Annotated in this window: 24 protein-coding genes; 16 read left to right on the top strand and 8 right to left on the bottom strand. The window is 63.3% G+C overall.

Going from position 1 to position 25859, the window contains the following annotated elements:
* Nucleotides 1-46: 46 nt before the first annotated feature.
* Nucleotides 47-3673: an SEL1-like repeat protein gene (locus HQ843_RS25125; RefSeq protein WP_180900641.1), complete on the bottom strand. Its 3627-nt coding sequence runs from the start codon at nt 3671-3673 to the stop codon at nt 47-49.
* Between the two features lie 192 nt (nt 3674-3865).
* Complete coding sequence (locus HQ843_RS25120; protein WP_180900642.1) at nt 3866-4603, bottom strand: DUF1223 domain-containing protein; 738 nt, start codon at nt 4601-4603, stop codon at nt 3866-3868.
* Between the two features lie 337 nt (nt 4604-4940).
* Here HQ843_RS25120 and HQ843_RS25115 point away from each other — a divergent pair, with 337 nt between their 5' ends.
* Nucleotides 4941-5654: a DNA helicase gene (locus HQ843_RS25115; protein ID WP_180900643.1), complete on the top strand. Its 714-nt coding sequence runs from the start codon at nt 4941-4943 to the stop codon at nt 5652-5654.
* Between the two features lie 279 nt (nt 5655-5933).
* Here the strand turns inward: HQ843_RS25115 and acnA are convergent, their stop codons facing one another.
* Nucleotides 5934-8627, bottom strand: a complete 2694-nt coding sequence (gene acnA, locus HQ843_RS25110; protein ID WP_180900644.1) for an aconitate hydratase AcnA — start codon at nt 8625-8627, stop codon at nt 5934-5936.
* Nucleotides 8628-8911: 284 nt separating this feature from the next.
* Here acnA and ccmA point away from each other — a divergent pair, with 284 nt between their 5' ends.
* From ccmA to HQ843_RS25085, 5 genes are read left to right on the top strand one after another with little or no spacing between them, the layout of a single operon-like run.
* A complete protein-coding gene (ccmA, locus tag HQ843_RS25105; RefSeq protein ID WP_180902035.1) occupies nt 8912-9571 on the top strand; it encodes a heme ABC exporter ATP-binding protein CcmA in 660 nt (219 codons plus the stop codon).
* 3 nt (nt 9572-9574) lie between these two features.
* Nucleotides 9575-10234, top strand: a complete 660-nt coding sequence (gene ccmB, locus HQ843_RS25100; RefSeq protein WP_180900645.1) for a heme exporter protein CcmB — start codon at nt 9575-9577, stop codon at nt 10232-10234.
* 34 nt (nt 10235-10268) lie between these two features.
* A complete protein-coding gene (locus HQ843_RS25095) occupies nt 10269-11039 on the top strand; it encodes a heme ABC transporter permease (protein WP_180902036.1) in 771 nt (256 codons plus the stop codon).
* Nucleotides 11036-11197 (top strand): heme exporter protein CcmD, encoded by a 162-nt coding sequence (gene ccmD, locus HQ843_RS25090; RefSeq protein WP_180900646.1) that lies wholly within the window; start codon nt 11036-11038, stop codon nt 11195-11197. Before HQ843_RS25095 ends, ccmD begins: the two co-directional genes overlap by 4 nt.
* Nucleotides 11194-11790 carry a DsbE family thiol:disulfide interchange protein gene (locus HQ843_RS25085; RefSeq protein ID WP_180900647.1) on the top strand — a complete coding sequence of 199 codons (597 nt, stop codon included), beginning with the start codon at nt 11194-11196 and terminating at the stop codon, nt 11788-11790. Before ccmD ends, HQ843_RS25085 begins: the two co-directional genes overlap by 4 nt.
* 18 nt (nt 11791-11808) lie before the next feature.
* On the opposite strand, the gene HQ843_RS25080 is transcribed toward HQ843_RS25085, so the two are convergent.
* The 4 genes from HQ843_RS25080 to dapF all read right to left on the bottom strand — a co-directional run bounded on the left by HQ843_RS25080 (nt 11809) and on the right by dapF (nt 16606).
* Entirely contained in the window at nt 11809-12456 is a 648-nt protein-coding gene (locus tag HQ843_RS25080) for a septation protein A (RefSeq protein WP_180900648.1), read from the bottom strand.
* A gap of 385 nt (nt 12457-12841) precedes the next feature.
* Nucleotides 12842-14275 carry a signal recognition particle-docking protein FtsY gene (ftsY, locus tag HQ843_RS25075; protein WP_180900649.1) on the bottom strand — a complete coding sequence of 478 codons (1434 nt, stop codon included), beginning with the start codon at nt 14273-14275 and terminating at the stop codon, nt 12842-12844.
* Between the two features lie 107 nt (nt 14276-14382).
* A complete protein-coding gene (gene mtaB / locus HQ843_RS25070) occupies nt 14383-15645 on the bottom strand; it encodes a tRNA (N(6)-L-threonylcarbamoyladenosine(37)-C(2))-methylthiotransferase MtaB (protein WP_180900650.1) in 1263 nt (420 codons plus the stop codon).
* A gap of 64 nt (nt 15646-15709) precedes the next feature.
* Nucleotides 15710-16606, bottom strand: a complete 897-nt coding sequence (gene dapF / locus HQ843_RS25065; RefSeq protein ID WP_246710218.1) for a diaminopimelate epimerase — start codon at nt 16604-16606, stop codon at nt 15710-15712.
* Between the two features lie 303 nt (nt 16607-16909).
* Between dapF and HQ843_RS25060 the strand changes: the two genes are divergently transcribed.
* Both HQ843_RS25060 and HQ843_RS25055 read left to right on the top strand, forming a co-directional pair.
* Nucleotides 16910-17809, top strand: coding sequence for a DMT family transporter (locus HQ843_RS25060; protein ID WP_180900651.1), 900 nt, complete (start codon nt 16910-16912; stop codon nt 17807-17809).
* A gap of 31 nt (nt 17810-17840) precedes the next feature.
* On the top strand, nt 17841-18530 hold the full coding sequence (locus HQ843_RS25055; protein ID WP_180900652.1) for a DNA alkylation repair protein: 690 nt from the start codon (nt 17841-17843) through the stop codon (nt 18528-18530).
* A 2-nt stretch (nt 18531-18532) separates the two neighbouring features.
* Here the strand turns inward: HQ843_RS25055 and HQ843_RS25050 are convergent, their stop codons facing one another.
* A complete protein-coding gene (locus HQ843_RS25050; RefSeq protein WP_180900653.1) occupies nt 18533-19555 on the bottom strand; it encodes an MBL fold metallo-hydrolase in 1023 nt (340 codons plus the stop codon).
* Nucleotides 19556-19879: 324 nt separating this feature from the next.
* Here HQ843_RS25050 and ffh point away from each other — a divergent pair, with 324 nt between their 5' ends.
* The 8 genes from ffh (at nt 19880) to dmeF (ending at nt 25690) form a co-directional block, all read left to right on the top strand.
* On the top strand, nt 19880-21421 hold the full coding sequence (ffh, locus tag HQ843_RS25045; protein ID WP_180900654.1) for a signal recognition particle protein: 1542 nt from the start codon (nt 19880-19882) through the stop codon (nt 21419-21421).
* A 5-nt stretch (nt 21422-21426) separates the two neighbouring features.
* On the top strand, nt 21427-22032 hold the full coding sequence (locus HQ843_RS25040; RefSeq protein ID WP_180900655.1) for a hypothetical protein: 606 nt from the start codon (nt 21427-21429) through the stop codon (nt 22030-22032).
* Nucleotides 22029-22340: a chorismate mutase gene (locus HQ843_RS25035; protein WP_180900656.1), complete on the top strand. Its 312-nt coding sequence runs from the start codon at nt 22029-22031 to the stop codon at nt 22338-22340. The genes HQ843_RS25040 and HQ843_RS25035 overlap by 4 nt, the downstream gene beginning before the upstream one ends.
* 44 nt (nt 22341-22384) lie before the next feature.
* Nucleotides 22385-22768, top strand: a complete 384-nt coding sequence (gene rpsP / locus HQ843_RS25030; RefSeq protein WP_180900657.1) for a 30S ribosomal protein S16 — start codon at nt 22385-22387, stop codon at nt 22766-22768.
* A gap of 325 nt (nt 22769-23093) precedes the next feature.
* Nucleotides 23094-23660: a ribosome maturation factor RimM gene (rimM, locus tag HQ843_RS25025; protein ID WP_180900658.1), complete on the top strand. Its 567-nt coding sequence runs from the start codon at nt 23094-23096 to the stop codon at nt 23658-23660.
* A 10-nt stretch (nt 23661-23670) separates the two neighbouring features.
* Nucleotides 23671-24357, top strand: a complete 687-nt coding sequence (trmD, locus tag HQ843_RS25020) for a tRNA (guanosine(37)-N1)-methyltransferase TrmD (protein ID WP_180902038.1) — start codon at nt 23671-23673, stop codon at nt 24355-24357.
* Nucleotides 24358-24473: 116 nt separating this feature from the next.
* The gene (locus tag HQ843_RS25015) at nt 24474-24752 is read left to right on the top strand and encodes a metal/formaldehyde-sensitive transcriptional repressor (protein WP_180900659.1); all 279 of its coding nucleotides are present in this window, start codon (nt 24474-24476) and stop codon (nt 24750-24752) included.
* On the top strand, nt 24749-25690 hold the full coding sequence (gene dmeF, locus HQ843_RS25010; protein ID WP_180900660.1) for a CDF family Co(II)/Ni(II) efflux transporter DmeF: 942 nt from the start codon (nt 24749-24751) through the stop codon (nt 25688-25690). Before HQ843_RS25015 ends, dmeF begins: the two co-directional genes overlap by 4 nt.
* The last annotated feature ends 169 nt before the right edge of the window (nt 25691-25859 follow it).

The raw sequence follows: 25859 nt of genomic DNA, 5'->3' as shown, positions 1-25859 counted from the left end.
AAAGCTCTGCAAGTCAATTCGCAAAGCCGTGATTTTGCATTTCTTTTCAGGCGCTGTTGCGGGCCAGCAATTCCTTTACCAGTTCCGGCGTGATCGCGCCATCGGCGGCAAAGCCGTTTGCCTGTTGAAAGGCCCTGATGGCGGCATCGGTCTTGGCGCCCAGCAGGCCGTCGGCAGGGCCGGCATCATAGCCGTTGTTGTTGAGGATCGTCTGGATATCGCGAACCACCGCTTCCTTGTCGACCGTCGTGGCGGCGGCGACGAGATCGTCCGGAACCCACTCCCTGGGGCTCGTCAGGCGGTTGGCGGTTTCGTCGGGCGCCTCGGCCTTCCACTCATCGGCGAGTTTCCTGGCGCGGCGCAGATCGGCATCGCCGAGCGCTTCCGCCACCTCGTCGCGGCGTTTGGCGGCCTCGGCATCGCCCTCCATCGCGGCGACGGCGAACCATTTATACGACTGCAAGAGATCGGCTTCGGTGCCTGCGCCGCGGGCATGCAGGATGGCGAGGTTGAACTGGCTGTCGGCAACGCCGTGGTCGGCGGCCTTCTGGAACCATTTTGCCGCCTCCGTGAAATCGGGCCTGGCGTCGCCCGCGCCGTTGGCGAGCATGACGGCGAGATTGTGCATGGCGCTGACATTGCCCTTGTCGGCGGCTTCGCGATAAAGCGCCACCGCCTTGCCTGCGTCCTCGCCGAGCCCGGTGCCCTTCTCGTAGAGACTTCCAAGCTGGAAGGCGCCGGGGGCGGAGCCGCGCTCGGCCGCCAGATCGAACCAGAAAGCAGCCTTTGCGAAATCCTGGTCGAAGCCGAGGCCATCGAGATAGCGAAGGCCGATCTCGTAGAGCGCCGCAGGATTGCCGGCCTTTGCCGCATCGGCGAGCGCCCTGGTTTCAAGTCCGGGCGGCAGATCGGCGGTGATCGCGCGGAACCCGTCCGTTGCGGCCCGCGGCGCAGCGCTTGCCCGCGGCGTATCGGTCGATGCTGCCGGCATGGTCTCGACAGACAATTCCGCGGCCTCGGGACCCTGCTTCGCCGGCGCGTTCAGCGCGTCGAGAACCTCCCTGGTGGTAACAGCGGCGGTCTCGACCGGCTTTTCCTGTTTGTTTTCGAGCGCGATGGCCGCTTTTTTGAGCTTTTCCGCCGCCGATGGCGCGGTCTCGGCAAGGCTCGGCAGACCGTCTGTCGGCTCGGGCGCATCGGGCTCGATGCTGCCGGTGATCAGATCGTTGTCGGTTTCGATCATGCTGAAGGCGCGGACCGGCGCGCTGGCGACTTCTTCGGGCGCTTCAGGAGCGAAATTGCTCTTCACCACGGGTGTCATGGTGAGATCGATCGTGGCCGGCGCGCGCGCGGGCGCGGCAGTGCTGACCCTGGCCGGCGCCGGCGTTTCTCTCCTGAGCGCGCTGGCTTCCAGCGATTGCGTTGCCTGGAGAATGGCATCGCGGTCGCGGCCCATGCCGGTCAGGAGCGGATAGGACATGATCGCAAGCAGGATGGCGCCTGCGGCAAGATAGACCGGGCGGCGGGAGAACCTGTCCTTCGGCGGCTCCGAGGCTTCGTCCGGGCCCGTTTCTCCTACTTCCGATGCCGCCGTGTGGACCGCGCGGCGCGCTGCGGCGATCAGGTCGGCGCGCGGCGCGCGCGGGCCAAGACCCTCGCTCCTGACGCCGGCGGGCTTGGAGAGAACGCGTTTGCGGCTTTCCTCTCCCGGCCGATCATGCACGGGAAGCACGGGACCATGGGCGGCCTGCCGGTTTTCCCTCTGGCCGGAGCGTACCCGCGACAGGATATCCAGTACGTCCCGGCTGTCGTCTTCCTCCGGATTTTCGCGCGGGGGCATCGCCCTGAAACGGGTTTCGAAAGGGGACGGGCCAAGCGGGGCCGTCGGCTGAACCGGCGGACGCGCTTTCGGGGCCGCCTGCGGGGCCCCGGCGTCGGGCATGGCGTCAAGGCGGTTCGCGATCGTCTTCAATGTCTCCTGAAGGCCGGCGCTTGCCTTGTCCTGATCGGCGTTCGCCGGCATCCGCAGCGCCTTCAGATCGGCAGCGAGACCCTTGATGATTTCGATATGTTCATCGGCTTCGCCCTTTCTGCTGGCCTCGAAGGTTTTCAGCGCTTCTTCGGCGGCATGCTGGGCGGCTTCGATGACCATGTCGTCATTGCTTGCCGACAGCGCTTCGATGCGGGCGCCGATCCGCTCCTCAAGCTCGCCGATCGGCAGTTTCGGCTCCGGTCTGTTCATCAGCGTGGTCAGCTCGGCAATCTGGCGCTCGAGCTTCTGCAGTTCGGGACCGCTGCTGTCGCGGCGGCTTTCCTCCAGCCGGTTGGCAAGCGCGGTCAACTGCGCGGACAGGCGGGATTCGGCGCCGCTCTGCTCTACCGCCGCTATTTTGCGGGACAGCCTTTCCTCGAGGCCGGCGAGGTCCAGCGCGTCGAGACGTTCGGCAATCCCGGTTTCAGCCGCAAGCCTGGCCTCGATCTTCCGGCGCAGTTCCGGATCCGCGCCGGCGACCGGCATTGCGGAGATCTGGGCGGAGATCTGGGCTGTGATCCTGCGCTCGACGCCTGCAAGGTCGATATCGCCGACCTTGTCGGAGAGCGTGGCGACGGCCTTGCCGAGCGTGTTGCGCTCGGCACCGATCCGATCGACGGCATTTGTCAGCGTTTCGATGCGGGCTTCGAGCTTGGTATGCGCATCGGCGCTGTTGTGGCTCTCGATGCGGCGCGCGACCGCGTCGAGGTTTTCCATGAGCGTCGCCTGCGTGGCGCTCTGGTCGCGCATCTGCCAGTCGACGGCGGCAACGGCGTTTGAAAGCTCGCCAAGACGGGCCTCAAGCCGCTCCACCGCCGGGTCGCGCGGGGTCTCGCTCTGGCGGCGGCCGATCCGCTCCAGATTGCGGTCGATATCGTCGATGCGGCGCTCGATCGCATGCATCTGGCCGTCGAGCCGGTCGTCGGAGGTCGGAATGCGGGCGCACAGCACCTCCATTGCCTCGGCAAGGCCGGCCATCCGGGCTTCGATGTCCTGAAGGCTGTGGCCGCTGTCATTGGTCTCGAGCCAGTGGCGCACATCGTCGAGCCCGCGCGCCAAGGCCGTCAGTTCGAGATCGAGCCGGGCCGGGTCGAAGGGCGCGATCTGGCGTTCGAGAGTGTCGAACCGGCTTTCCAGCCGGGCAACGCTCTTGGCATCGGCAAGGCCGCGCAACAGCGATTGCAGATGATCGAATTCGGCCATCAGCCGGCTGTCGTCATCGGCGGCCGCGTTGCTCAGGAGCCAGTCGACGCCCTCGGAAATCCGGAGCAGTTCACTGCGGGCGTCATCGTCAATGTCCCGGGTATCGGTCTGGCGTTCGATATGGGAGAGCATGGTGTGCAGGCCGGCCAGCTCATCCCTGAGGCTGGCGGTGAAATCGTCGCGCACGGACTGGCGGAGATCCTTCAGCGTGCGGGCGATGTCGCGAAGTTCGGAATCGAGACGCGCGTTCACGGGCTCGACCGGCAGGCGGCGATCGCGGGGGAGGCGGTCGCGATAGTCGGTCGCTCTGGCAGGGCCGCGGGGAGCAGCGCCTGCGGCGCGCGCTTCCATCATCTCGCTCAGGCGCGCCTCAAGGCCTTCGATCGTCTGGCTGAGCGCGTCGAGACCGGGTCTTGCCTCTGCCCTCTCCTGTGCCATCCGCGCCTGCGCCATTCCGCTGCCCCAAAATGTTGGCGGCTCTACGCAAACGGACGTCCCCCGGCGCGCAAGACCGCATCAAAAGTCTTGACGGCAGGATTCGCGCAACATGGTAAAGAAGTTGTTAATTTTCGCGTTCTGCGGACCGGAAAGTGCCGGAATGGAAGCTTTTCCGGGTCTGTTCCCGGCCGCTTAGTTGGCGGTCACCATCGTCGCGCCGAGAATCGCGCCGGGATTGCCGTTCCCATCGGTTGTCTGCAGCAGGATGGCGCAGCCATCGCTCTCGCGCGGTTCGAGCACGCGGGCCGGTAGCGTAACCTTGGTGGCCTTGCCGTGCCACATGCCCACCGTCTGCACGTCGGTGACGATATTGCGGTAGTCGATGGTCCGGCCTTCGTTCTCGCCGTCCTTGATCGCCACCTGCTCACGGCTCTTGAAATAGACCACCAGCACATCGGCCTTGCCCTTGCCGCTTCCGATATCGATGATCACCTCGTCGCCGGACTTGCTGATGCTGACCGGCACGTTCATCCCCTCTCCATCGGACTGAAGGCCGGCGAGCGTTTGGCGCAGCTTTTCGGCGCTGGCGCCGACCATCTCCGCGCGGCCGTTGACCACGGCCTGCGGCGTATAGACGCCGGAGCGACCCATGGCGGCGCTGTAATCATACTGGCGTTGGGTGTTTTCCGGGCTGCTCATCGTGTCGGTCCAGCCGAGATAGTTCCAGTAATCGACATGGTAGCTGAGCACGATCACATCGCCTTCATCGGCAAGCCCGGCTACGGCCTTGTCGGCAGGCGGGCAGGACGAGCAGCCCTGCGAGGTGAACAGTTCCACCACGCCGAGCGGGCTTCTGATCTCGCCGGCGCCGGCGCCCGAAAACGCGAAAGCGGCAGCCAGAGCGCCCAATATGATCGTATGTTTCAGCAATGCACTGAACCTCTGTTGAATGCGCGGTCCCTGGTCCCGGGCCCGGGCAATCTAGCTTCTTCCGAAATCAATCGAAAGTCACGATGGGGTGAAAAGGCGGCGGTCTTTCCGTGAGGCCCTGTGTTCTCTCCGTGATGGACAGAGGTGCGGATATGACCGTCAGGGGACCGTTTCATCGTGCGCGATTTTCGGCTATCCTCTGATTCCGGCGCTGCTCGCGCCGCCTCCCTCCATTCGGGAAAGCACCTGCCGTGCGGAGCTTCAACGATGAAACCGTCTGTCCGGGCCATCGCATAAGGAGGGATTGCATTGTCGTCCGGGATGGAAGGTTTGAACCATGAAACTCTCCCGACCCGTCTACCGGCTGAAACACCGCGCCAAAAAGCTGGCGCGCGCCGAAGATATACCACTCAATGCCGCGCTGGACCGACTGGCGATCCAGGAAGGCTTTACAAGCTGGAGCGCGCTGGCCGCCGCGGTTCCGGCCGTCCGGTCCGCCGCCGACATCCATCATAAACTCGCGCCGGGCGATCTGCTGTTGTCGGCGGCCCGTCCCGGTCAGGGCAAGACCTTGCTCGCGCTCGAACTCGCGCTCGCCGCAATGCGCGCCGGCCATCGGGCTTTCTTCTTTTCGCTGGAATATACCGATCTTGATATGGTCAGCCGTTTCGAGGCGCTCGGCGCAGACGTCGCGTCGTTCAGAGATCGCTTCACCTTCGACGACAGCGACAGGATTTCGGCGGATTACGTGACGACGAGACTTGCCGGCGCACCCGCCGGCACGCTTGCGGTCATCGATTACCTGCAACTGCTCGACCAGCGTCGCGAGAATCCGCCGCTTGAGGCGCAGATACGGGCATTGCGGGCCCATGCCCGCCGCCACGGCCATGTCTTCGTGTTCATCGCGCAGGTCGATCGTCGTTTCGAGGCGGCAGACCGGGCATTCCCCACATTTGCCGACCTGCGCCTGCCAAACGCGCTCGATCTCGGCCTGTTCGACAAGGCATGCTTTCTGAATGCCGGCGCGGTCTGGTACGCCGAGGCCGTCTGACCATAAAAAAACCGGGCGGTTCGCTGACAGACGTCCCCCCACATTCCGGGTCATCCTCGGGCTTGACCCGAGGATCCAGGCCGCCCGGCAAGGGCTCGTTATAGATCTTTGCAAATTCAGCGACTTAAACCGCCTGGATGCTCGGATCGAGTCCGAGCATGACACAAGAACGAAGGGCCGATGACACATGATGGTCAAAGCCTGGTGCTTTGTCAGCAGTCTGAGCCGGGCGGTTCGCGCCGCCCGGCTCATGATTCTCAACCGTCAGGCAAACAGGCCCTACGCCGCCAGATCGCGCAGCACCGTCTGCAGGATGCCGCCATTGTTGACGTAGGTGAGTTCATCGAGCGTGTCGATGCGGCAGAGGATCGGGATGTCCTTCACCGTGCCATCGGCAAAGGTCACCTTGGCAATTTTCTTCTCGCGCGGCTTGATGTCGGCAAGGCCCTCGATCGAGACGGTCTCGTCGCCCTTCAGGCCGATGCTTTCCCAGCTTGCGCCGTCTTCCAGGGTGAACGGGATGACGCCCATGCCGACGAGGTTGGAGCGGTGGATACGCTCGTAGCTCTCGGCGATCACGGCGCGAACGCCCAGAAGGTTGGTGCCCTTGGCCGCCCAGTCACGCGAGGAGCCGTTGCCGTATTCGCCGCCAGCGAAGATCACCAGCGGAACGCCTTCACGCTTGTATTCCATGGCCGCGTCGAAGATCGACATTTCTTCCTTGGACGGATAGTGGATGGTGTAGCCACCTTCCTTGCCGTTCGGGCCGAGCATGTGGTTGCGGATGCGGATATTGGCGAAAGTGCCGCGCATCATCACTTCATGGTTGCCCCGGCGGGTGCCGTACTGGTTGAAGTCGGCGACGCCGACGCCATGGTCGATGAGATATTCACCGGCCGGCGACTGGGCCTTGATCGAACCGGCCGGGGAAATGTGGTCGGTCGTGATCTTGTCGCCGAACAGGCCGAGAATGCGCGCATCCTTGATGTCGGAGACAGCGCCCGGGTTCTTGCCCATGCCGACGAAATAGGGCGGGTTCTGGACATAGGTAGAATTGTCGTCCCAGGCATAGGTCTGGCCATCGGGAATCTTGACGGCCTGCCAGTTCTCATCGCCCTTGAAGACGTCGGCGTATTTGGTCTCGTAGAGTTCGCGGGTGACGTATTTCTCGATCGTCTCCTGCACTTCCTTCGAGGACGGCCAGATGTCCTTCAGATAGACCGGGTTGCCGTTCTGGTCTTCGCCGAGCGGTTCCGTGGTCAGGTCCTTCCTGACCGTGCCGGCGAGCGCATGGGCGACAACCAGCGGCGGGGAGGCGAGGTAGTTGGCCTGAACGTCCGGCGAGATCCGGCCCTCGAAGTTGCGGTTGCCGGAGAGAACGCCGGCGGCGATCAGGCCCTTGTCGTTGATGGACTTGGACACAGGGGCCGGAAGCGGGCCGGAATTGCCGATGCAGGTGGTGCAGCCGAAGCCCACCAGGTTGAAGCCGAGCGCGTCGAGATCCTTCTGCAGGCCGGCCTTTTCGAGATATTCGGCAACGACTTGGCTTCCGGGTGCGAGCGAGGTCTTCACCCAAGGCTTGGTCTTCAGCCCCTTGGCGACGGCGTTGCGGGCGAGAAGCCCGGCGGCGATCAGGACCGAGGGGTTCGAGGTGTTGGTGCAGGACGTGATCGCGGCAATCGCGACGTCGCCATGGCCGAGATCATAATCGGTGCCTTCGACGGGATAACGCTTGTCGAGTTCGGAAGCGTCCTTCTTGTACATGTCGACCAGCGCTTCGGCGAAGCCGGAGCCGATGTTTTCCAGTGCGACGCGGCCTTCCGGACGCTTTGGGCCCGCCATCGACGGGACGACGTCGCCGAGGTCGAGTTCCAGCGTGTCGGTGAAGACCAGGTCTTCGCCGTCATTGTCGCGGAACATGCCCTGCGCCTTGGTATAGGCTTCGACGAGCGCGATGCGATCCTTGGTGCGGCCCGACATGTTAAGGTAGCGCAGCGTTTCGACGTCGACGGGGAAGAAGCCGCAGGTGGCGCCGTATTCCGGACCCATATTGCCGATCGTGGCGCGGTCGGCGAGCGTCATGCTGTCGAGGCCGTGGCCGTAGAACTCGACGAACTTCGAGACGACGCCCTTCTTGCGCAGCATCTGCACGACGGTGAGCACGAGGTCGGTGGCGGTGACGCCTTCCCTGAGCTGGCCGGTGAGCTTGAAGCCGATGACTTCCGGCAGCAGCATCGAAACCGGCTGGCCGAGCATCGCCGCTTCCGCCTCGATGCCGCCGACGCCCCAGCCGAGAACGCCGAGACCGTTGATCATCGTGGTGTGGCTGTCGGTGCCGACACAGGTGTCGGGATAGGCGATTTCGGAACCATCCTCTTCCTTGGTCCAGACGGTCTGGCCGAGATATTCGAGGTTGACCTGGTGACAGATGCCGGTGCCGGGGGGAACGACGCGGAAGTTCTTGAACGCCTGCTGGCCCCATTTCAGGAAGCGGTAGCGTTCGCCGTTGCGCTTGTATTCATATTCGACATTGTGGGCGAAGGCCTGCGGCGTGCCGAATTCGTCGACGATCACCGAGTGGTCGATGACGAGGTCGACGGGCACCAGCGGGTTGATCTTTTCGGGATCGCCGCCGAGATTGACGATGCCGTCACGCATGGCGGCAAGGTCGACGACGGCGGGAACGCCGGTGAAGTCCTGCATCAGCACGCGGGCGGGACGATAGGCGATCTCGGCGCCGGCGGTGCCCTTGTCGGAAAGCCATTTGGCGACGGCGAGGATGTCGTCCTTCTTGACCGAACGGCCGTCTTCGTTGCGAAGCAGGTTTTCCAGAAGCACCTTCATGGAGAACGGAAGCTTCGATACGCCTTCGAGCCCGTTTGCCTCGGCCTTTGGCAGGCTGAAGTAAACATACTCTTTTCCGTTCACATCAAGTGTGGAACGACATTGGAAACTGTCGAGTGATTTAGCCACGGATAGAACCCCGCTCATTCTGATTGGCCTGGACCAGCCGTGCGAACGCCTATGTACTAACGACATCAGGATGCGGGTACGACCATTTCCGCTGTCCGCACGTGGGGCAAAATGCCCCAGGTTCGGCGCAAGGATGTGATTCACGCCGGTCGCTGACGTGGTTGCGCATCTTATAGATAATTTCTAAGAAAGGTGCCAGATCAACATGTGTTGAAATTTGAATTTTTTTTAAATTTGCCGTTTGGACGGCTGAGACGGCTCCAAGGGTTAAAGACATCATGACAATTGCCGTCAGGGCGGACGATCTGACCGTGAGCCGGGGCGACATGCTGATCTTCAGCGGCCTTTCGCTGTCGCTGTCCGCTGGTGAAAGCCTGATTCTGACCGGGCCCAACGGTGCGGGAAAGTCGACGGCGCTCAGGGCCATGCTGGGGCTGGTCGGCGGGGCAGAAGGCAAGGCCTCGTTCTTTTCCGGCGAGGGTGCAGCGCCTTTGCCGCTTGCCTTTGCCGCCCATTATCTCGCTCATCAGAACGCCATGAAACCCGAGATGACCGCGCGCGAGAACCTCGTGTTCTGGAAGACGCTGATGGGAGATTTCGGCGATGGCCATGGCATGGCGGTGGATGATGCCGCCGATGCCGTGGGTCTCTACGAGGTGCTTGACCTTCCCTTCGGCTTTCTGTCGGCGGGTCAGAAGCGGCGGATCGCCTTTGCGCGCCTGTTGTGCAGCTATCGGCCGGTGTGGCTGCTCGACGAGCCGACCGCGGCCCTCGACAGCGCCGCGAAGGCCCTGTTCTCAGCGCTGATGAATGCGCATGTTGCAGCGGGCGGGATCGTGATCGCGGCGACCCATGAACCCCTCGATCTCGCCAATGCCCGGGAGATGCGCTTTTCCGGTCCGGTGCGGCTCGTCGCCGATCCGTTCATGGATGCGGAGGGCTGAGCGATGTGGGCGCTTTACCGCAGGGATGTGTTGCTATCTGTCCGGGCCGGCGGCGGCGCGCTGGTCGGCCTTTTGTTCTTCCTTTCGGTGATCGCGGTCGTGCCGTTCGGGGTCGGTCCCGATCTGGCGCTGCTTGCGCGGATAGGTCCCGCCATGGTCTGGATCGCGGTTCTGCTGTCGACCCTGATCGGCCTCGACCGGATGTTCCGCGCCGAGCGCGACGACGGCTCGCTCGACCTTCTGAAAATGCGCGATGAACCGCTGGTGTTGATCGTGCTGGTCAAATGCCTGGCGCACTGGACGGGCTATGTCCTGCCGCTGGTTGTCGTGTCGCCGGCGATGGGGCTGTTGATGAATATCGGCCCGGCGGGGCTCGGCGGGGCGTTTGTCACGCTGCTGTTCGGCTCGCCGGCGATCACCTTTATCGGCGCGGCGGGCGCGGCCATCGCGGTTTCGCTGCCGCGCGGCGGGCTGCTGGTGCCGATCCTGATCCTGCCGTTGGCGATCCCGGTGCTGATCTTCGGCGTCGGCGCGACCTATGCGGTGACCTCCGCTATCGATCCGTTCCTGCCACCCTTCCTGCTGCTTGTCGCGCTCACGCTGTTTTTTGCGGTTGTCGGCCCGGTTGCGGCAAGCCTGGCCTTGCGTCAGGCGGATGATTGAGCGAAACCATGCTGACGAGGAAGCGGTGACGATGATGAACGAGACGACGGCAAAGAGCGGGCTGATTTCGGGACTGGCAAACCCGACCCGGTTTCTGGGCCTCGTCAGGCGCGTCATGCCGGTCATGATCGCCGTCACAGCCGTGCTTTTTGCCGTCGGCCTCTGGCTTTCCTTCACGTCTGAGCCCGATTACCAGCAGGGCGATACGGTGCGGATCATGTATATCCATGTGCCGGCGGCCTGGCTTTCGATGATGTGTTATGTGGTGATGGCCGCCGCCGCATTGGGGACGCTGGTATGGCGCCATCCGCTCGCCGACGTCGCCCACAAGGCCGCAGCGCCGATCGGCGCCGCCTTCACCTTTCTGGCGCTTCTGACGGGCTCGCTCTGGGGCAAGCCGATGTGGGGCGCATGGTGGGTTTGGGATGCGCGCCTGACCTCGGTGTTCATCCTGTTCCTGATGTATCTCGGCATCATCGCGCTGCATCGCGCGGTCGACGAGCCGGCCCGCGCGGCGCGCCTTGCCGCGATCCTGATCCTGATCGGCGTCGTCAACATCCCGATCATCAAGTTCTCCGTCGACTGGTGGAACACGCTGCACCAGCCGGCAAGCGTGATCCGGCTTGACGGACCGACGATCGATCCGGTGTTCCTGTGGCCGCTGGCCGTGATGGCGGTGGCCTACACTTTCGCCTTCTTCACCATGCATCTTGCCGCCATGCGCAACGAGATACTGCGACGCCGCGTTGCCGCGATGCGCCGGGTCGCGGCCAGCCGGGTGGAAGCGCCGAGGATGAGCAAGTGAGCCACGCATTCTATATCTACGCCGCCTATGGCGCGACCGCGCTGGTATTTGCCGGGCTGGTGCTCTGGCTGTCGCTCGACGGCCGCGCCAGACGGCGCGAGCTTGCAGCGCTTGAAAAGGCGGGCGCTGCCCGCCGCAGCGCCCGGGTCCGCCCATGAGCGGGGAGGGCAAAGGCGAAGAGCGCAAAACGCGCCGATATCTGGTCGCGGCAATTCCGCTGATCGTGGTCGCCGGGCTTTTCGGCGTGTTCGGCTGGCAGTTCGTGTCGGGTCACGACCCCTCGCAAATCCCCTCCGTGCTGATCGGCAAGAAGGCGCCGGCGATCGATCTGCCCGCGCTTGCCGGCAGCAACCGCGCCGCACTTGACGATGCCGCGATTGCGGGAAAGTTCACGCTTGTGAACGTCTTCGCCTCGTGGTGCATCCCCTGCCGCGCCGAGCATCCCTATCTTCTGGAACTGTCGAAGGACCCGGCGATCAACCTCGTCGGCATCAATTACAAGGACAAGCCGGCGAACGCGCTCAAATTCTTAAATGAGCTGGGCAACCCTTACGCCGCGATCGGCGTTGACGAGAACGGCGCGGAGGCGATCGACTGGGGCGTCTACGGCATTCCCGAAACCTTCGTGGTCGGCGCCGACGGCACCATCATCTTCAAGAAGATCGGCCCGATCGACCAGACGTCATACGAAAAGGAAATCCTGCCGGTGATCAACCGGAGCATCGGCCCGGCGTCGCGGCTGATGAACTGAGCCTCGAGAGGCGAGGCCTCAGCCTTCCTCCACTTCCTCATCCGCCGGGTTCACGGTGTGCCGGTTGATCAGCGGCATCTGGAAAAGCGTGAAGGCGATGGTGATCGGCATTGTGCCCCATACCTTGAAATTCACCCAGAAATCGGCGGAAAAATTGCGCCAGACCACTTCGTTGAGGACCGCCAGAAACACGAAGAACAGACCCCAGCGAAAGGTGAGCTTGCGCCAGCCTTCGTCGTCGAGGCTGAAGGCGGAATGGAACACGTAGCCGAGCAGCGAGCGGCCGAAAACCAGGCCGCCAAGCAGCACGGCGGCGAACAACCCGTTGACGATGGTCGGTTTCATCTTGATGAAGGTCTCGTCCTGCAGCCAGAGCGACAGGGCGCCGAACACCATCACCACCGCGCCCGAGACCAGCGGCATCAGCGGTATGCTGCCAAGCACGATGCGCGAGCCGACCAGCGAGATCACGGTCGCCGCCATGAACAGCGCGGTCGCCACCAGCAGCGGCGTCCCGAACACGGAGAGCGAGGGAAAAGTGTTCATCAGCCATTCGCCGCGGAAATTGGCGAAGAAGAAGATCAGCAGCGGGCCGAGTTCGAAGGCAAGCTTCAGAAACGGGTCTTCCTTTTGCGCCGTGGTCAGTTTTTTCGTGGTGTCGGTCATCGTCCCGCCGGTTTTTTAGGTGTGATCTGGTAATTGGCCTGTCGGCCGCGCCTCATCAACCCCAAAAGCGGCAAATTTGGGTATGTGAGGCGCAAAAACGGCATTTCGGGTGGAAGCATTGAGCAATCTCCTGCTCAAAGGCACGGCCATTGTATTTGGTTTCACCGCACAGCCACCAAGTCTTCTCACCCCGGAGGGGAGAGATGTCGCGACAGCGACAGTGAGGGGCGAGTCTATCCCCGCGAGCGCCCTATCGGGATGAAATGCTGCATCACCCTCACTCCCCCTGTCGGGGGTATCTCTCCCGCAGGCGGGAGAGAATATTGGGAGCAAGCCGCTCGGCAAAGATGCCAATCCGCTACCAAAGCGGCAGGTAGCCTGATCGTCAACCCTGCTCTTCCACCTGTCGTCCTGCAATCGCCTCGGCGAATTCGGCGGCTTCGAAGGGTTCGAGGTCGTCGATCCCCTCGCCGACGCCGATGAAATAGACCGGCAATTTGTGCTTGGCGGCGATCGCCACCAGAATGCCGCCGCGCGCGGTGCCGTCGAGCTTGGTCATCACCAGCCCGGACACGCCGGCGATATTGCGGAAGATTTCGACCTGGTTCAAGGCGTTCTGCCCGGTGGTGGCATCGAGCGTCTGCAGCACGGTGTGCGGGGCGTCGGGATCGAGCTTGCCGAGCACGCGCACGATCTTGGCCAGTTCGTCCATCAGCTCGGCCTTGTTCTGAAGCCTGCCGGCGGTGTCGATGATCACGACGTCGGAGCCGTTTTCCTGGCCGCGCTTGAAGGCGTCATAGGCAAGGCCCGCCGCGTCCGCGCCCAGTTTGGTGGCGACGAATTCGGCGCCGGTGCGCTCCGACCAGATTTTCAACTGCTCGATCGCCGCCGCGCGAAACGTGTCGCCGGCCCCGAGCGTCACCTTCAGTCCGGCGCGGGTGAGCTTGGCGGCGAGCTTGCCGATCGTCGTGGTCTTGCCGGTGCCGTTGACGCCGACGACGAGGATGACATGCGGCTTCACCGAGAGATCGAGCGCCAGCGGCTTGGCCACCGGGGTCAGCACCTTGGTGATTTCGCCGGCCATGATGCGCACGACGTCGTTGCCGCTGACATCGCGCCCGTAGCGTTCCGAAGACAGCGTGTCGGTGATCCGCATCGCGGTCTCGACGCCGAGATCTGCCTGGATCAGCAGGTCTTCCAGCTCCTCCAGCGCTTCCTCGTCGAGCTTGCGCTTGGTGAACAGCGCGGCGATCTGGCCGGAAAGCTGTTGCGAGGTGCGGAACAGCCCGGCGCGCAGGCGCTGGAACCAGGTCTGCCGTTTGACGGGTGCTGCGGCCGGGGCCTCGGCCTTCCGGCCGGTGACGATCTCGAAACCCTGATTGCGGGTCGCGGGCTGTTCGGGTGCCTCCGCAGCTTTTTCGGGCGCTGTGGGGCTTTGCGCCACGGGCTCGTCGGTTGGCTCTGGCGGGGCTGCTTCGATCGGCTCATCGGCTGCAGCAGATTGTTGCTCAGGCTCCTGTGCCGCTTCGGCGGTCGGCAACGCCTCCTCCTCCGCCTCTCGCGCAGGCTTGCTGCCCGGACCAACGACACCGCCGACAATGCTGTCGTCTTCCCACGGATCGGCGCTTCGGGCCTCAGCAAGCGTTTCCGGCGGGCTGGGCGCTTCTTCCACCGGGTCCGCAGCCGGTACGGCCGCTTCCTCCTCACCGGCGGCGATCGCTTCCGCTTCGCCCAGTGAAATCGCGTCTTCCGGCTTCAGGTCTCCGGCGGCCTGTTTCCTGCCGAAGGTGAAGACGTTTTTCATGAAGCCAAGGGCCATGGGAATCTTTTCCTGTTTCGGGCCGTTTCAAACCGGGGCGCCCGTATTTCCCCCTATATCCTTGCTGCGGCGGAGGCTTGTCAACGCGCTGGCGGCCAAAAGCCGTTTCAGACGGGGCTGAAATCCGCGATCAGCCGCTTGCCGTCATGGCCGGTGATGCGGGCGGTCACGAACCGGCCGGGTTCGAGGCCGGGGGTCGCGACCGGCGCGAAATTCTCGGTATGGCCGTTTTCGCCGCGTTCGGTGAGCACCATCTCCGTGCTGCCGGTCATATTGTCCAGATGCCGCTCTCTCAGCGCCGCGCCGGCCTCGCGCAGCCGCCGCGCCCGTTCCTTCACCAGCGCCCGGTCGAGCTGCGGCATGCGGGCGGCGGGGGTGCCGGGGCGGGGGCTGTAGGGAAACACGTGAAGCTGGGCGATATCGGCCGTCTCGGCAAAGCGCACGAGATTTTCGAAATGCGTCTCGGTTTCGGTCGGGAAACCGGCGATGAAATCCGCCCCGAAGGCGATGCCGGGACGCAGCTCCCGCGCCTTTGCCATGAAGGCGAGCGCGTCCGCGGACAGATGCCGCCGCTTCATCCGCTTCAGGATCAGGTCGTCGCCATGCTGGAGCGAGAGATGCAGATGCGGCATGAAACGCGGCTCGTCGGCCAGAAGATCGAGCAGGTGCCGGTCGACCTCGATACTGTCGATCGAGGACAGCCTGAGGCGGGCGATTTCCGGCACCTGCTTCAGCAGCGTCTTTGCCAGCAGGCCGAGCGTCGGGTTGCCGGGAAGATCCGCGCCATAGGAGGTGGCGTCGACGCCGGTCAGCACCATCTCGCGGTAGCCTTGCTCTGCAAGCTTGCGGGCCTGATCGATCACCGCGCCCATCGGCACGGAACGCGAATTGCCGCGGCCATAGGGGATGATGCAGAAGGTGCAGCGGTGGTCGCAGCCGTTCTGCACCTGCAGGAAGGCGCGCACATGGCCGTCAATGCTCTCGACCATTTGCGGCGCGGTGTCCCGAACGCTCATGATGTCGTTGACCAGCAGTTTTTCCTCTGCCGAAACCCCGAAGTCGGGCAGGTCGCGATAATGCCGGGCCTCGAGCTTTTCGGCATTGCCGAGCACGGCGTCGACCTCCGGCATGGCGGCGAAGACCTCCTTCTCGGTCTGCGCGGCGCAACCGGTGACGACGATGCGGGCGGCCGGGTTTTCCCGCCGCGCCCGCCGGATCGCCTGGCGCGCCTGCCGCACGGCCTCGCCGGTCACCGCGCAGGTATTGACCAGGATCGCATCCTCGAGCCCCGCCTCGGTGGCGGCCTTGAGCATGACTTCGCTTTCATAGGTGTTCAGCCTGCAGCCGAATGTCAGGGTACGGACGGTCATAATTCTCGGGTTCCGGTTTGCCCGCTATATGGCGCAAACTGGCTCGGATTGAAAGGTGCTCGGCTCAAGCCCGCGCCCACTCGCCCGTCGCCGGATCGACCCGGCCGGTCCACTCGTGCTCGGCCGGACCGGTCATGATCACGTTGCCGTCGTCTTCCCGCCAGTCGATCTCCAGCGCGCCCGCCGGCACGTAGACGGAGACCTTGCGGCCGGTGCGGCCGGTGCGCGCGGCGGCAACGGCGGCCGCACAGGCGGCGGAGCCGCAGGCAAGCGTCAGGCCGGCGCCGCGCTCGAAGGTCTTCAGCGACAGCGAGGACGGCGAGGTGACCTGCGCCAGCGAGATATTGGCGCGCTCGGGAAACATCGGATGGTGCTCGTAGCGCGGACCGAAGGCGAGAATATCATAGCTGTCGACATCGCGCGGCACGAAGAACACCGCATGCGGATTGCCCATGGATACTGCGGAAAAGCGCTGCAACGCGGGATCTGGCTCGTAGGGTTCCGAGAGCGCGATATGCCTGGTGTCGCCCGGCGACCCGGCCATGGGAATTTTTTCCCAGGCGAATTCGGGCGGCCCCATATCCACCGAAATCCGGCCATCCCCGAAACGGTCGGCGACGAGCGCGCCGGCGATCGTGCGGAAATCGAAATGGCTGCGGCCATCCATGTCGAAGAGGTAGTCGACCACACAGCGCGTACCGTTGCCGCAGGCCTGCGCCATCGAGCCGTCGGAGTTGAGGATGTCGATCCAGCCGTCCGGGGCGTCATCGCGCGGGTCGTAAAGCGCCATGATCTGGTCGAAGGCGGTGTCGGGATGGGCGTTGAGGCGGATGGCGGCCTGTGGGGTCACCTTGTCGGCCCGCCCGCGCAGGTCGATCACCAGGATCTTGTTGCCAAGCCCGTTCATGCGCATCAGAGGCGCCCAGTGTTCGCGGTCGTCCCAGTGTTCGCGGTCGTCCATGCCTGGCACTCCTGTCATTATCGCGATCTTATATGGGCAAATGCCCGCGCCGTCACCAGTCCCGCCGGGCAAAACCGGGAAAATCCGCTGCGGGGAACCGCAAGGCGGGTTGGCGGCCTTTGCCAAGGGGGCGTTTCATGATTAGGTTCGCCCATGATCCAGCCTGCCCCGGCAATGCGCAAACCCCGATAACCCCGGCCGCGCCGCCTTCGAAAGTCCAGACCCGATGCCCACTCATGATATTGAGTCGATGAACCAGACGACCCCGGCCCGGGACGTCCGTCATGACGCCGGAGTGCCGGCATGAAGGTCTCGGGCATTCTGCTTGCCGTCGCGGCGGTCACGATCTTTTCCGCCCAGGATGCGATCACGCGCCATCTCGGGCCGCTCTATTCGCCGTTTTTCATCGCCATGGTGCGCTTCTGGGCGTTCGCGGCGTTCGTGGTTGTGTTTGCGGCGCGCCGGCCGGGCGGTTTCGCAGCCGCGATCAGGACCGAGCATCTCGGGCTCCAGATCGGGCGAAGCCTGCTGCTGATCACGCAGATCCTGTTCGCGATCTTTTCGTTCTCGATTGTCGGGCTGGCGCAAAGCCAGGCGATCTTCATGGCCGCCCCCCTCGTTGTCGCGCTGCTTTCGGTGCCGATTCTCGGGGAAAGGGTTGGCTGGCGGCGCTGGCTGGCGATCATCAGCGGGCTTGTCGGGGTGCTGATCATCATCGATCCGCTGGGCGAGCGGTTCTCGCCGGCGACGCTTATCCCGGTGGCGAGCTGTTGCGTCTTTGCGCTCTATTCGCTGTTCACGCGGCTTGCCGGCCGCTATGACAGCGCCGATGTCAGCCTGTTCTATACCGGCGTCGTCGGCATGGCGGTGACCAGCCTGATCGGGCCGTTCTTCTGGGAAAACCCGGTGCCGGTCGACTGGTTCTGGTTGACGGCGCTCTGCTTTTCCGGGATCGCCGGTCACTACTGCCTCATCCGGGCGCTGGCGATCACCGAGGCGGTCACGGTGCAGACATTTGTCTATCTGCAACTCGTCTACGGCCTGCTTTTCGGCGTGCTGTTGTTCCACGAGACGCTGACCGTGAACATGCTGACCGGCGCCGTGATCGTGGTCGGCGCCGGTTTCTTCACGATCTGGCGCGAGCATGCCCTGAAAAAACGCGAAGGCGCCTCGTCCACCGAAGCCTCGCTCGCCGGCAGGTGAGGGGGCGGATACCGGCTCTGGAGGGCCTCGCATGCTGTCAAAGTCTTCCTCGGCGGATGCGGTCGTGGCCGCGCTTGAGGCCAGTGCCGATCCGGCGCTGATTTCGGGCATGGACCGCGTCGGCATCCGGACGGAAAGCGCCATCGGGCTTTCCAATCCGGCGCTGCGCCAGATTGCCCGCACCATTGGCGCCGACCACGCGCGGGCCTTCGCGCTCTGGCAGAGCCCGGTGCGCGAGGCCAAGCTTCTGGCGCTGCTGACATTCGAGCCCGAAAGGCTGACGTCGGATGAGATGTTCGGCCTTGCCGCCGATTTCACCTCCTGGGAAATGGTCGACATGGCCGCCGACCTGTTCGTGGAGGCGCGGTTCGATCCGGCGCTGATTGCACGGTTTGCGGCCGACGACCGGGAATTCGTGCGCCGGACGGCCTTCGCCATGATCGCGGGCGCGGCCGTCCACTGCAAGACGGATCCGGACGAGAGCTTCATGGCCCTTCTGCCGCTGATCGAAGTCCATGCCGGCGATGATCGCAATTTCGTCAAGAAGGCCGTCAACTGGGCGCTGCGCAATATCGGCATGCGAAACACGACCTGCCATCGGGCGGCCCTTGCCCTCGCGGAAAGCCTGGCGACGTCGGATGACGGGACCAGGCGCTGGGTTGGCCGTGACGCGGCGAAGTATCTGAGCGAACCGAAGCGACTGGCGCGGCTGAAAGCCTGACGTCAGGCGGGGGCGGGCACATCGAAAGCCTCGCCGGGCTCAAGCGGCCGGAACCGCTCACCGGCAATGCCGGCATCGGCGAGCGCGGATTTCAGGAGATCGACTGGATCGTCCCGTCCCTCGTCGGTGAGCTGGAACGTGCCGAAATGGTGGCCGCAGGCATAGGCGGCGTTGCAGAGCTCAAAGCCGGCCACGGCCTCGACCGGATCCTGATGCTCGTTCTTCATGAAGAACCGCGGCTCATAGGCCCCGATCGGCAGGTTGGCGAGCCGGAAGCTGCCGTATCTTTCCGCCGCCGCCTTGTAGTTGCGGCCCTCGTGAAAGCCGGTATCGCCGACATGATAGATCAGCCCGGCGGGCGTTTCGACCACAAAGGCGGCCCAGAGCGCCATGCGCCGGTCGGTCACCCCGCGCGCCGACCAGTGGTGGCAGGGCTCGGCGAAGACGTTGAGCCCGCCGGGAAGCGGCGCCTGCGCGCCCCAGTCGAGCACGGCGATATCGGCATCGGGCACCTTGGTGCGGATGATCGTGTCATTGCCGAGCGGCGTGACGATGCGCGGTCTGTGGGCTTTGTGAAGCCGGGTGAGCGTTGGCAGGCTCAAATGGTCATAGTGGTTATGCGTGACCAGCACGACATCGATCGGCGGCAGATCATCAAACGGCACGCCGGGCGCGCACACCCGTTTGGGGCCGGCGACCTCGAACGGGCTTGCCCGCTCGGTATAGATCGGGTCGGTCAGGATATTGATGCCGGCGACCTGGATCAGCAGGCTGGCATGGCCGATCATGGTGACCCGCATGTCGCCGCCGGCAACGCGCCGATCCGGTTTTGCCGGCGTGAACGCGCACTCGACCTGTTTCGGCCAGAGCGATTTCTTGTTGCTGATCTGCCATTTGATGACTTCGCGGAAGCCGGGCGGATTCATGCCGTCTGGATTGAAGAACAGCTTGCCGTCGAAATGATCGCTTTTCGGACCGGTGTAATAGCGGTTCTTTGTCTGCAAAACGGTTCTGGCCGGTATCATATGGAGCTTGACCTTCCTTCGCCGGGAGCGCCCGGATACAGTGTCGATAGCGTTATATGCTGTTGGAACGGGTAAAGTTCCATGGGGCGTTCGGCGGGCAGGCTTGACTTTGCCGCAATCTTGCTGTTTATCCGGCCTCAATCAGCTGACAGCAAGACGTTCAGCCGCCGACCGGGGCCCGCAAAGGTATAAAGAGAGCCCGGAGGTCAACATCCGACAGCGCGATGCGCCCTCGGATGGATTTTTGCTTTGCGTCTTGTTTTTGCCGGCTGCTGTGCCAACGTTTCGGCATGACCAAAAGCCGAAACGAAAAGGGAATGGGCAATGTTTGAAAACCTCCAGGACCGCCTTGGTTCCGTCCTCAAGGGATTGACCGGCCGCGGCGCGCTTTCCGAAGCCGATGTAGCGGCTGCGCTGCGCGAGGTTCGGCGCGCCCTGCTGGAGGCCGACGTCGCGCTCGAAGTGGTGCGCGACTTCACCGCGAAGGTGAAGGAAAAGGCCGTTGGCGCCGACGTTGTGAAATCGATCAAGCCCGGCCAGATGGTCGTCAAGATCGTCCACGACGAACTGGTCGAGATGCTGGGCGCCGAGGGCGTCACCATCGATCTCAACGCCCCGTCGCCGGTCGTGATCATGATGGTCGGCCTGCAGGGTTCGGGCAAGACCACCACCACCGGCAAGATCGCAGCAAGGCTGACCAACCGCGACCGCAAACGTGTGCTGATGGCCTCGCTCGACACCCGGCGGCCCGCGGCGCAGGAGCAGTTGAAGCAGATCGGCGAACAGGTGAAGGTCGACACGCTGCCCGTGATCAAGGGGCAGGACCCGGTCGCGATCGCCAAGCGCGCGGTGCAGGCCGCGAAACTCGGCGGCCATGACGTCGTCATTCTCGATACCGCCGGCCGCACCCATATCGACGAGCCGCTGATGGTCGAGATGGCCGAGATCCGTAAGGTCTCGAACCCGCATGAAATCCTGCTGGTCGCCGACAGCCTGACGGGTCAGGACGCCGTCAATCTCGCCCGGAATTTTGATAGTCGCGTGGGCATCACCGGCCTGGTGCTGACCCGCATGGATGGCGACGGGCGCGGCGGTGCGGCCCTTTCGATGCGCGCGGTCACCGGCAAGCCGATCAAGCTGATCGGTACCGGCGAGAAGATGGATGCGCTTGAGGAGTTTCACCCGAAGCGCATTGCAGACCGCATTCTCGGCATGGGCGATATCGTCTCGCTGGTGGAAAAGGCCGCCGAGACCATCGATGCAGACAAGGCCCGCGCCATGGCCGAGAAGATGGCCAAGGGCAAGTTCGACCTCGATGACATGTCCGAGCAGTTGAAGCAGATGCAGAACATGGGCGGCATGGGCGGCATTATGGGCATGATGCCCGGCATGGGCGGCATGAAGGACAAGCTGGCGGCCGCCGGCATGGACGACAGCGTGTTCAGGCGCCAGCTCGCGATCATCTCGTCGATGACCAGATATGAGCGCGCCCATCCCGATGTCCTGAAGAATTCGCGCAAGAAGCGCATTGCCGCCGGTTCCGGCACCTCCGCCGCCGATATCAACAAGCTTCTGAAGATGCACCGCCAGATGGCCGACATGATGAAAGCCATGGGCGGCAAGGGCAAAGGCAAGATGAAGCAGATGATGGGCATGCTCGGCGGCGGCGGAATGCCCGGTGGCATGGGTGGAATGGGTGGAATGGGTGGCGGCATGCCCGACCTTTCCAAGCTCGACGCCAACCAGCTTGCCGAGTTGCAGAAGCAGGCCGGCAGTCTCGGCGGCGGACTTCCTGGCCTGGGTGGTCCCAAGCTTCCGGGGCTTGGCGGCTTCGGCGGCTTCGGCAAAGGGAAGAAAGGTAAATAACTCAGATGAGTGACGTGCCTTTTAGCGAATGGTTCACTTCTCTTGACACAAGCTTGCAGGTGGCCTTTATCGGCGCGGCCGCATTGGTTTTAAACGGAGTTGTCAGCGCAACAATTACGCTTGCTGGTCTTGCTATCGGTGCGCGAAATGCCAGGCGGAGCAATAAAGTAATCTTGCAGTCGGCAGAAGTGTCTTTTCGTCGCCAAAGTCACCATACGAATGCTGTGGAGATTGCCAAAATGAGGCAAGCTTGGTTGGACGATCTCCGGCTTCATATGGCTAATTTTAGCCAAAAGACAGCTAACTTGATGATGTCTATAAAATCGTCGGTTCCATATAAGGAAAGTGCTCAATTCGAGTTTAATTACATACATCTTAAACTCACCGATAACGGCGAACGAGCTACTGAAATTCGAAATATTATGCACGATATGACGGAGCTATCAAATAACTGTATTGCTAATCGAGAAAGTATTGATTTGGAAGATTCCCATGAAAAATTCCAAGATTTACATAGTAGATTTATAGTTGTTTCTAATTTATTTATGAAAGATGAGTGGAAAAAAATAAAGCAAGAGCTGCGGTATAGCGAGGTTAGCGAAGACCTATGACAGATAATGGTATCACACGTCAGCTCACGCAATATCGCCAGTCGATCGATAATCTCGACGCCGCGCTGGTGCATATTCTGGCCGAGCGGTTCCGCTGCACCAAGGCGGTGGGCCACCTCAAGGCCGACTACGATCTTCCCCCCGCCGACCCGGCGCGCGAGGAACAACAGATTTCGAGGCTGCGGGCTCTGGCGAACAGCGCCGACCTCGACCCCGACTTTGCCGAGACATTCCTGAATTTCATCATAAAGGAAGTCATCCGGCACCATGAGCAGATCGCCGCCGAACACAGCGGCATCGAACAGTAAAAAGGCCGGAGACCGGCCGATATCCATCAAGGAGAAACATAAAAATGGCAATCAAACTTCGTCTCGCCCGCGGCGGTTCCAAGAAGCGTCCTTACTACCACATCGTTGCCGCCGACGAGCGCTCCCCGCGCGATGGCCGCTTCATCGAGAAGCTCGGTCACTGGAACCCGATGCTGCCGAAGGACAACGAAGAACGCGTCACGTTCGATGAAGAGCGCGTGAAGTACTGGCTCGGCACCGGCGCGCAGCCGACCGACCGCGTTATGCGCTTCCTCGCCGAAGCCGGCATTGTCGAGCGCAAGGTCCGCAACAACCCGAACAAGGCAAAGCCCGGCAAGAAGGCCGAGGAACGCGCCGCCGAGAAGAAGCAGAAAGCCGAAGAAGCAGCCGCAGCCGCTGCCGAGGCAACCGCCGAAGCTTCGGAATAAGGCTGGCGGGTTGTCCGCGAGCGGTCGCGATTGTGCTCCAATTAATCTCTCCCCTTGAGGGAGAGATGCCCCGACAGGGGCAGAGAGGGGTGAACCCTTTCCGAGAGCACGGCGTCGTTGGCGGCTTATGCCCGTTACCCCCCTCTGTCGCTTTCGCGACATCTCCCCCTCAAAGGGGGGAGATTGTGGGCGGTGGGGCTTGAGGATCGCTGCGACGGGCGAGCAATCTGGTGCGTTTCAACAAGTAAGGCCGGGCGCTCGCGTCCGGCCCTTTTCCTTTGGCCCGAAACGGAATAGATAAAACTCAAAGGTGGAATTTTCGACCATGGTGAAGCTGAAAGACCCGGTATTGATGGCGAGCATCGGCGCGGCGCAGGGATTGCGCGGCGATGTGCGGGTGCGCTGCTTCAGCGCCAATCCGCTCGCCGTTGGCGACTACGGCCATCTTCATGCCGAGGATGGACGCAGTTTCGAGATACTCGAGGTCCGGCCGGGCAAGAACAACATGGTGGTGATCCGGTTTCGCGGGGTCAATGACCGCACCGCCGCCGAGGCGCTGCGCGGCCTCGACCTGTTCATCGATCGCGAAAACCTGCCCGATGACGAACTGGATGAAGACGAGTATTTCTATGCCGACCTGGAAGGCCTCGATGTGTTCGATGATGCCGGCAACAGCTACGGCGCCGTCAGCGCGGTGTTCGATTTCGGCGCCGGCGATCTTCTTGAACTGAAAGGCCCCGGCCGGCGTCCGGTGCTGATCCCGTTCAACGAGAACGCGGTGCTGGAGGTGGATTTCGAGGACGGTCGCATCCTGATCGACCCGGTCGCAGCCGGACTGATCGATGAAGACGATGACGGCAATCCGGATTTTCCCGGCGCCGGCGGCGCGTGAAGGCCGCGCCATGAGCTTCAAGGCGACGGTGCTGACGCTTTATCCCGAAATGTTTCCGGGGCATCTCGGCCATTCGCTCGCAGGCCGCGCGGCCGAGCGCGGCGACTGGTCGCTCGATGCCGTCAATATCCGCGACTTTGCCGATGACAAACACAGAAGCGTCGACGATACCCCGGCCGGCGGCGGCGCGGGCATGGTGCTGCGCGCCGATATTCTGGGCAAGGCGATCGACGCCGTTTCCGGCGCTGACGCCCGGCCCCGGCTGCTGATGAGCCCGCGCGGACGGCCGCTCACGCAAAAGCGGGTGCGGGAACTGGCGGAAGGCCCCGGCGTCGTCATCGTCTGCGGCCGCTTCGAAGGCGTCGACCAGCGGGTGATCGACGGGCGCGATCTGGAGGAAATCTCGATCGGCGATTATATTCTCTCCGGCGGCGAACCGGCGGCGCTGACGCTTCTCGATGCTGTCGTCAGGGTTCTGCCGGGAGTGATGGGCAATGCCCTTTCCGGCGCCCATGAAAGCTTCGAGAACGGCCTTCTGGAACATCCCCATTATACCCGCCCGGCCGAATGGGAAGGCGAGGGCATTCCCGACGTGCTGACCTCCGGCAATCATGCCGCGATCGACCGCTGGCGTCATGAACAGGCGCTGGCGCTCACCCGCGCGCGAAGGCCCGACCTGCTCGATCGGAAGTCGTAAAGCCGCCGCATTGCCGCCCGGCACGTCGGGGACCGGCGTCAGCCTTGCCCGTCTGCTGCTGCCCGATTGTAACCTGCTATTGTGTTGTGCCCGCCTATAGGGTACCCTCCTATCCTATGTCGCATACACATGAAAACAAGGGCAGGCTTCTCGCCCGGGTCCGGCGCCTGAAGGGGCAGATCGAGGCGGTGGAGCGTCAGCTCGAGGCTGGCGCGCCGTGTGCCGATATCCTGAACCTGGTCGCCTCGGTGCGCGGCGCGGCCAACGGGCTGACGCTGGAACTGATCGAGGACCATATGCGCGAACATGTCGTCGCCCCTCTTGCGCCCGGCAACGAGGCGAGCGCGGCTGGCGCGGAGGAGCTCATCGCGGTCATCAGGCGGTATTTGAAATGAACCACGACCACACGCATCCCCATCATCACGGCCCGGCGCTTTCCGGCGCGCATGATCACGTCTTTCTCGGCGACAACCACACCCGCAACGAAAAGCGCACATGGCTGGTGATCGCGATCACCGCCACGATGATGGTGGTCGAGATCGTTTGCGGATCGCTGTTCGGCTCGATGGCACTGACGGCGGATGGATGGCACATGTCGACCCATGCGGCGGCAATGCTGATTGCGGCGTTCGCCTATCTTTATGCCCGCCGCAATGCCGAAAACCCGCGTTTTTCCTTCGGCACCGGCAAGGTCGGCGATCTCGCCGCCTTCGGCAGCGCGACGGTTCTGGCGCTGATCGCGCTTCTGATCGGCTGGGAAAGCCTGATGCGGCTGCAAAATCCGGTCAGCATCAACTTCACCGACGCCATCATAGTCGCTTCCGTCGGTCTCGCCGTGAACCTGGTCTGCGCCCTGCTCCTGCATGAGGACCACTCCCACCATTCCCATGGGCATGTTCACGGCGCGCACGATCACAATTTGCGCGCGGCCTATCTCCACGTGCTCGCCGATGCGCTGACCTCGGTGCTGGCGATCGCGGCGCTGGCGTTTGGCCGGTTGCTCGGGTGGTCGTTCCTCGATCCCGTCATCGGCATTGTCGGCGCCGTCGTCATCGCCCGCTGGTCGTGGACGCTGATGCGCGATACCGGCGCGGTGCTTGTCGACTACAACGCCGCTGAAGACGACCTCGGCCCCGAAATCCGCCGGATCGTCGAGGCGGAGGGCGCGCAGGTGCAGGATCTGCATCTCTGGCAACTCGGGCCGGGTCACCGCGCCGCGATCGTCTCCGTTGCCGCCGAGGAGATGCGCCCGGTCGCCTACTACCGCGAAAAGCTCAGCGCCGTTCCCGGCCTTTCGCATCTGACCGTCGAGGTCGAACCGTCTCACGCCTGATTTTATCCAAAAGGGGTGACAGGGACGAAAAAAACGTCTATAGGCCCGCCCTGACCGGTGTTTCCGGTTACCCAAATGAAGAACCGCGTAACGCTCCGGCCCTTCGAGGCCAATCCGGAGGCTTTGACCAAAGGATGATTGTCGGGCGCTCTGGCTGTTGAAGCAAGAC

The sequence above is a fragment of the Martelella sp. NC20 genome, from assembly GCF_013459645.1.
Classification (GTDB): domain Bacteria; phylum Pseudomonadota; class Alphaproteobacteria; order Rhizobiales; family Rhizobiaceae; genus Martelella.
Note: the sequence above shows the minus strand (reverse complement) of the source record. Positions and strands in the feature narration are given on the sequence as shown.

What these genes read in the sequence shown, in the direction of transcription:
- HQ843_RS25125 (WP_180900641.1), bottom strand. Translation starts at nt 3,673, where the DNA reads ATGGCACAGGAGAGGGCAGAGGCAAGACCCGGTCTCGACGCGCTCAGC.
- ccmB (WP_180900645.1), top strand. Translation starts at nt 9,575, where the DNA reads ATGTGGGCGCTTTACCGCAGGGATGTGTTGCTATCTGTCCGGGCCGGC.
- HQ843_RS25015 (WP_180900659.1), top strand. Translation starts at nt 24,474, where the DNA reads ATGTCGCATACACATGAAAACAAGGGCAGGCTTCTCGCCCGGGTCCGG.
- mtaB (WP_180900650.1), bottom strand. Translation starts at nt 15,645, where the DNA reads ATGACCGTCCGTACCCTGACATTCGGCTGCAGGCTGAACACCTATGAA.
- HQ843_RS25050 (WP_180900653.1), bottom strand. Translation starts at nt 19,555, where the DNA reads ATGATACCGGCCAGAACCGTTTTGCAGACAAAGAACCGCTATTACACC.
- trmD (WP_180902038.1), top strand. Translation starts at nt 23,671, where the DNA reads ATGAGCTTCAAGGCGACGGTGCTGACGCTTTATCCCGAAATGTTTCCG.
- rpsP (WP_180900657.1), top strand. Translation starts at nt 22,385, where the DNA reads ATGGCAATCAAACTTCGTCTCGCCCGCGGCGGTTCCAAGAAGCGTCCT.
- HQ843_RS25085 (WP_180900647.1), top strand. Translation starts at nt 11,194, where the DNA reads ATGAGCGGGGAGGGCAAAGGCGAAGAGCGCAAAACGCGCCGATATCTG.
- HQ843_RS25040 (WP_180900655.1), top strand. Translation starts at nt 21,427, where the DNA reads ATGAGTGACGTGCCTTTTAGCGAATGGTTCACTTCTCTTGACACAAGC.
- HQ843_RS25055 (WP_180900652.1), top strand. Translation starts at nt 17,841, where the DNA reads ATGCTGTCAAAGTCTTCCTCGGCGGATGCGGTCGTGGCCGCGCTTGAG.
- rimM (WP_180900658.1), top strand. Translation starts at nt 23,094, where the DNA reads ATGGTGAAGCTGAAAGACCCGGTATTGATGGCGAGCATCGGCGCGGCG.
- HQ843_RS25115 (WP_180900643.1), top strand. Translation starts at nt 4,941, where the DNA reads ATGAAACTCTCCCGACCCGTCTACCGGCTGAAACACCGCGCCAAAAAG.
- ffh (WP_180900654.1), top strand. Translation starts at nt 19,880, where the DNA reads ATGTTTGAAAACCTCCAGGACCGCCTTGGTTCCGTCCTCAAGGGATTG.
- ftsY (WP_180900649.1), bottom strand. Translation starts at nt 14,275, where the DNA reads ATGGCCCTTGGCTTCATGAAAAACGTCTTCACCTTCGGCAGGAAACAG.
- HQ843_RS25095 (WP_180902036.1), top strand. Translation starts at nt 10,269, where the DNA reads ATGAACGAGACGACGGCAAAGAGCGGGCTGATTTCGGGACTGGCAAAC.
- HQ843_RS25080 (WP_180900648.1), bottom strand. Translation starts at nt 12,456, where the DNA reads ATGACCGACACCACGAAAAAACTGACCACGGCGCAAAAGGAAGACCCG.
- dapF (WP_246710218.1), bottom strand. Translation starts at nt 16,606, where the DNA reads ATGGACGACCGCGAACACTGGGACGACCGCGAACACTGGGCGCCTCTG.
- dmeF (WP_180900660.1), top strand. Translation starts at nt 24,749, where the DNA reads ATGAACCACGACCACACGCATCCCCATCATCACGGCCCGGCGCTTTCC.
- HQ843_RS25035 (WP_180900656.1), top strand. Translation starts at nt 22,029, where the DNA reads ATGACAGATAATGGTATCACACGTCAGCTCACGCAATATCGCCAGTCG.
- HQ843_RS25060 (WP_180900651.1), top strand. Translation starts at nt 16,910, where the DNA reads ATGAAGGTCTCGGGCATTCTGCTTGCCGTCGCGGCGGTCACGATCTTT.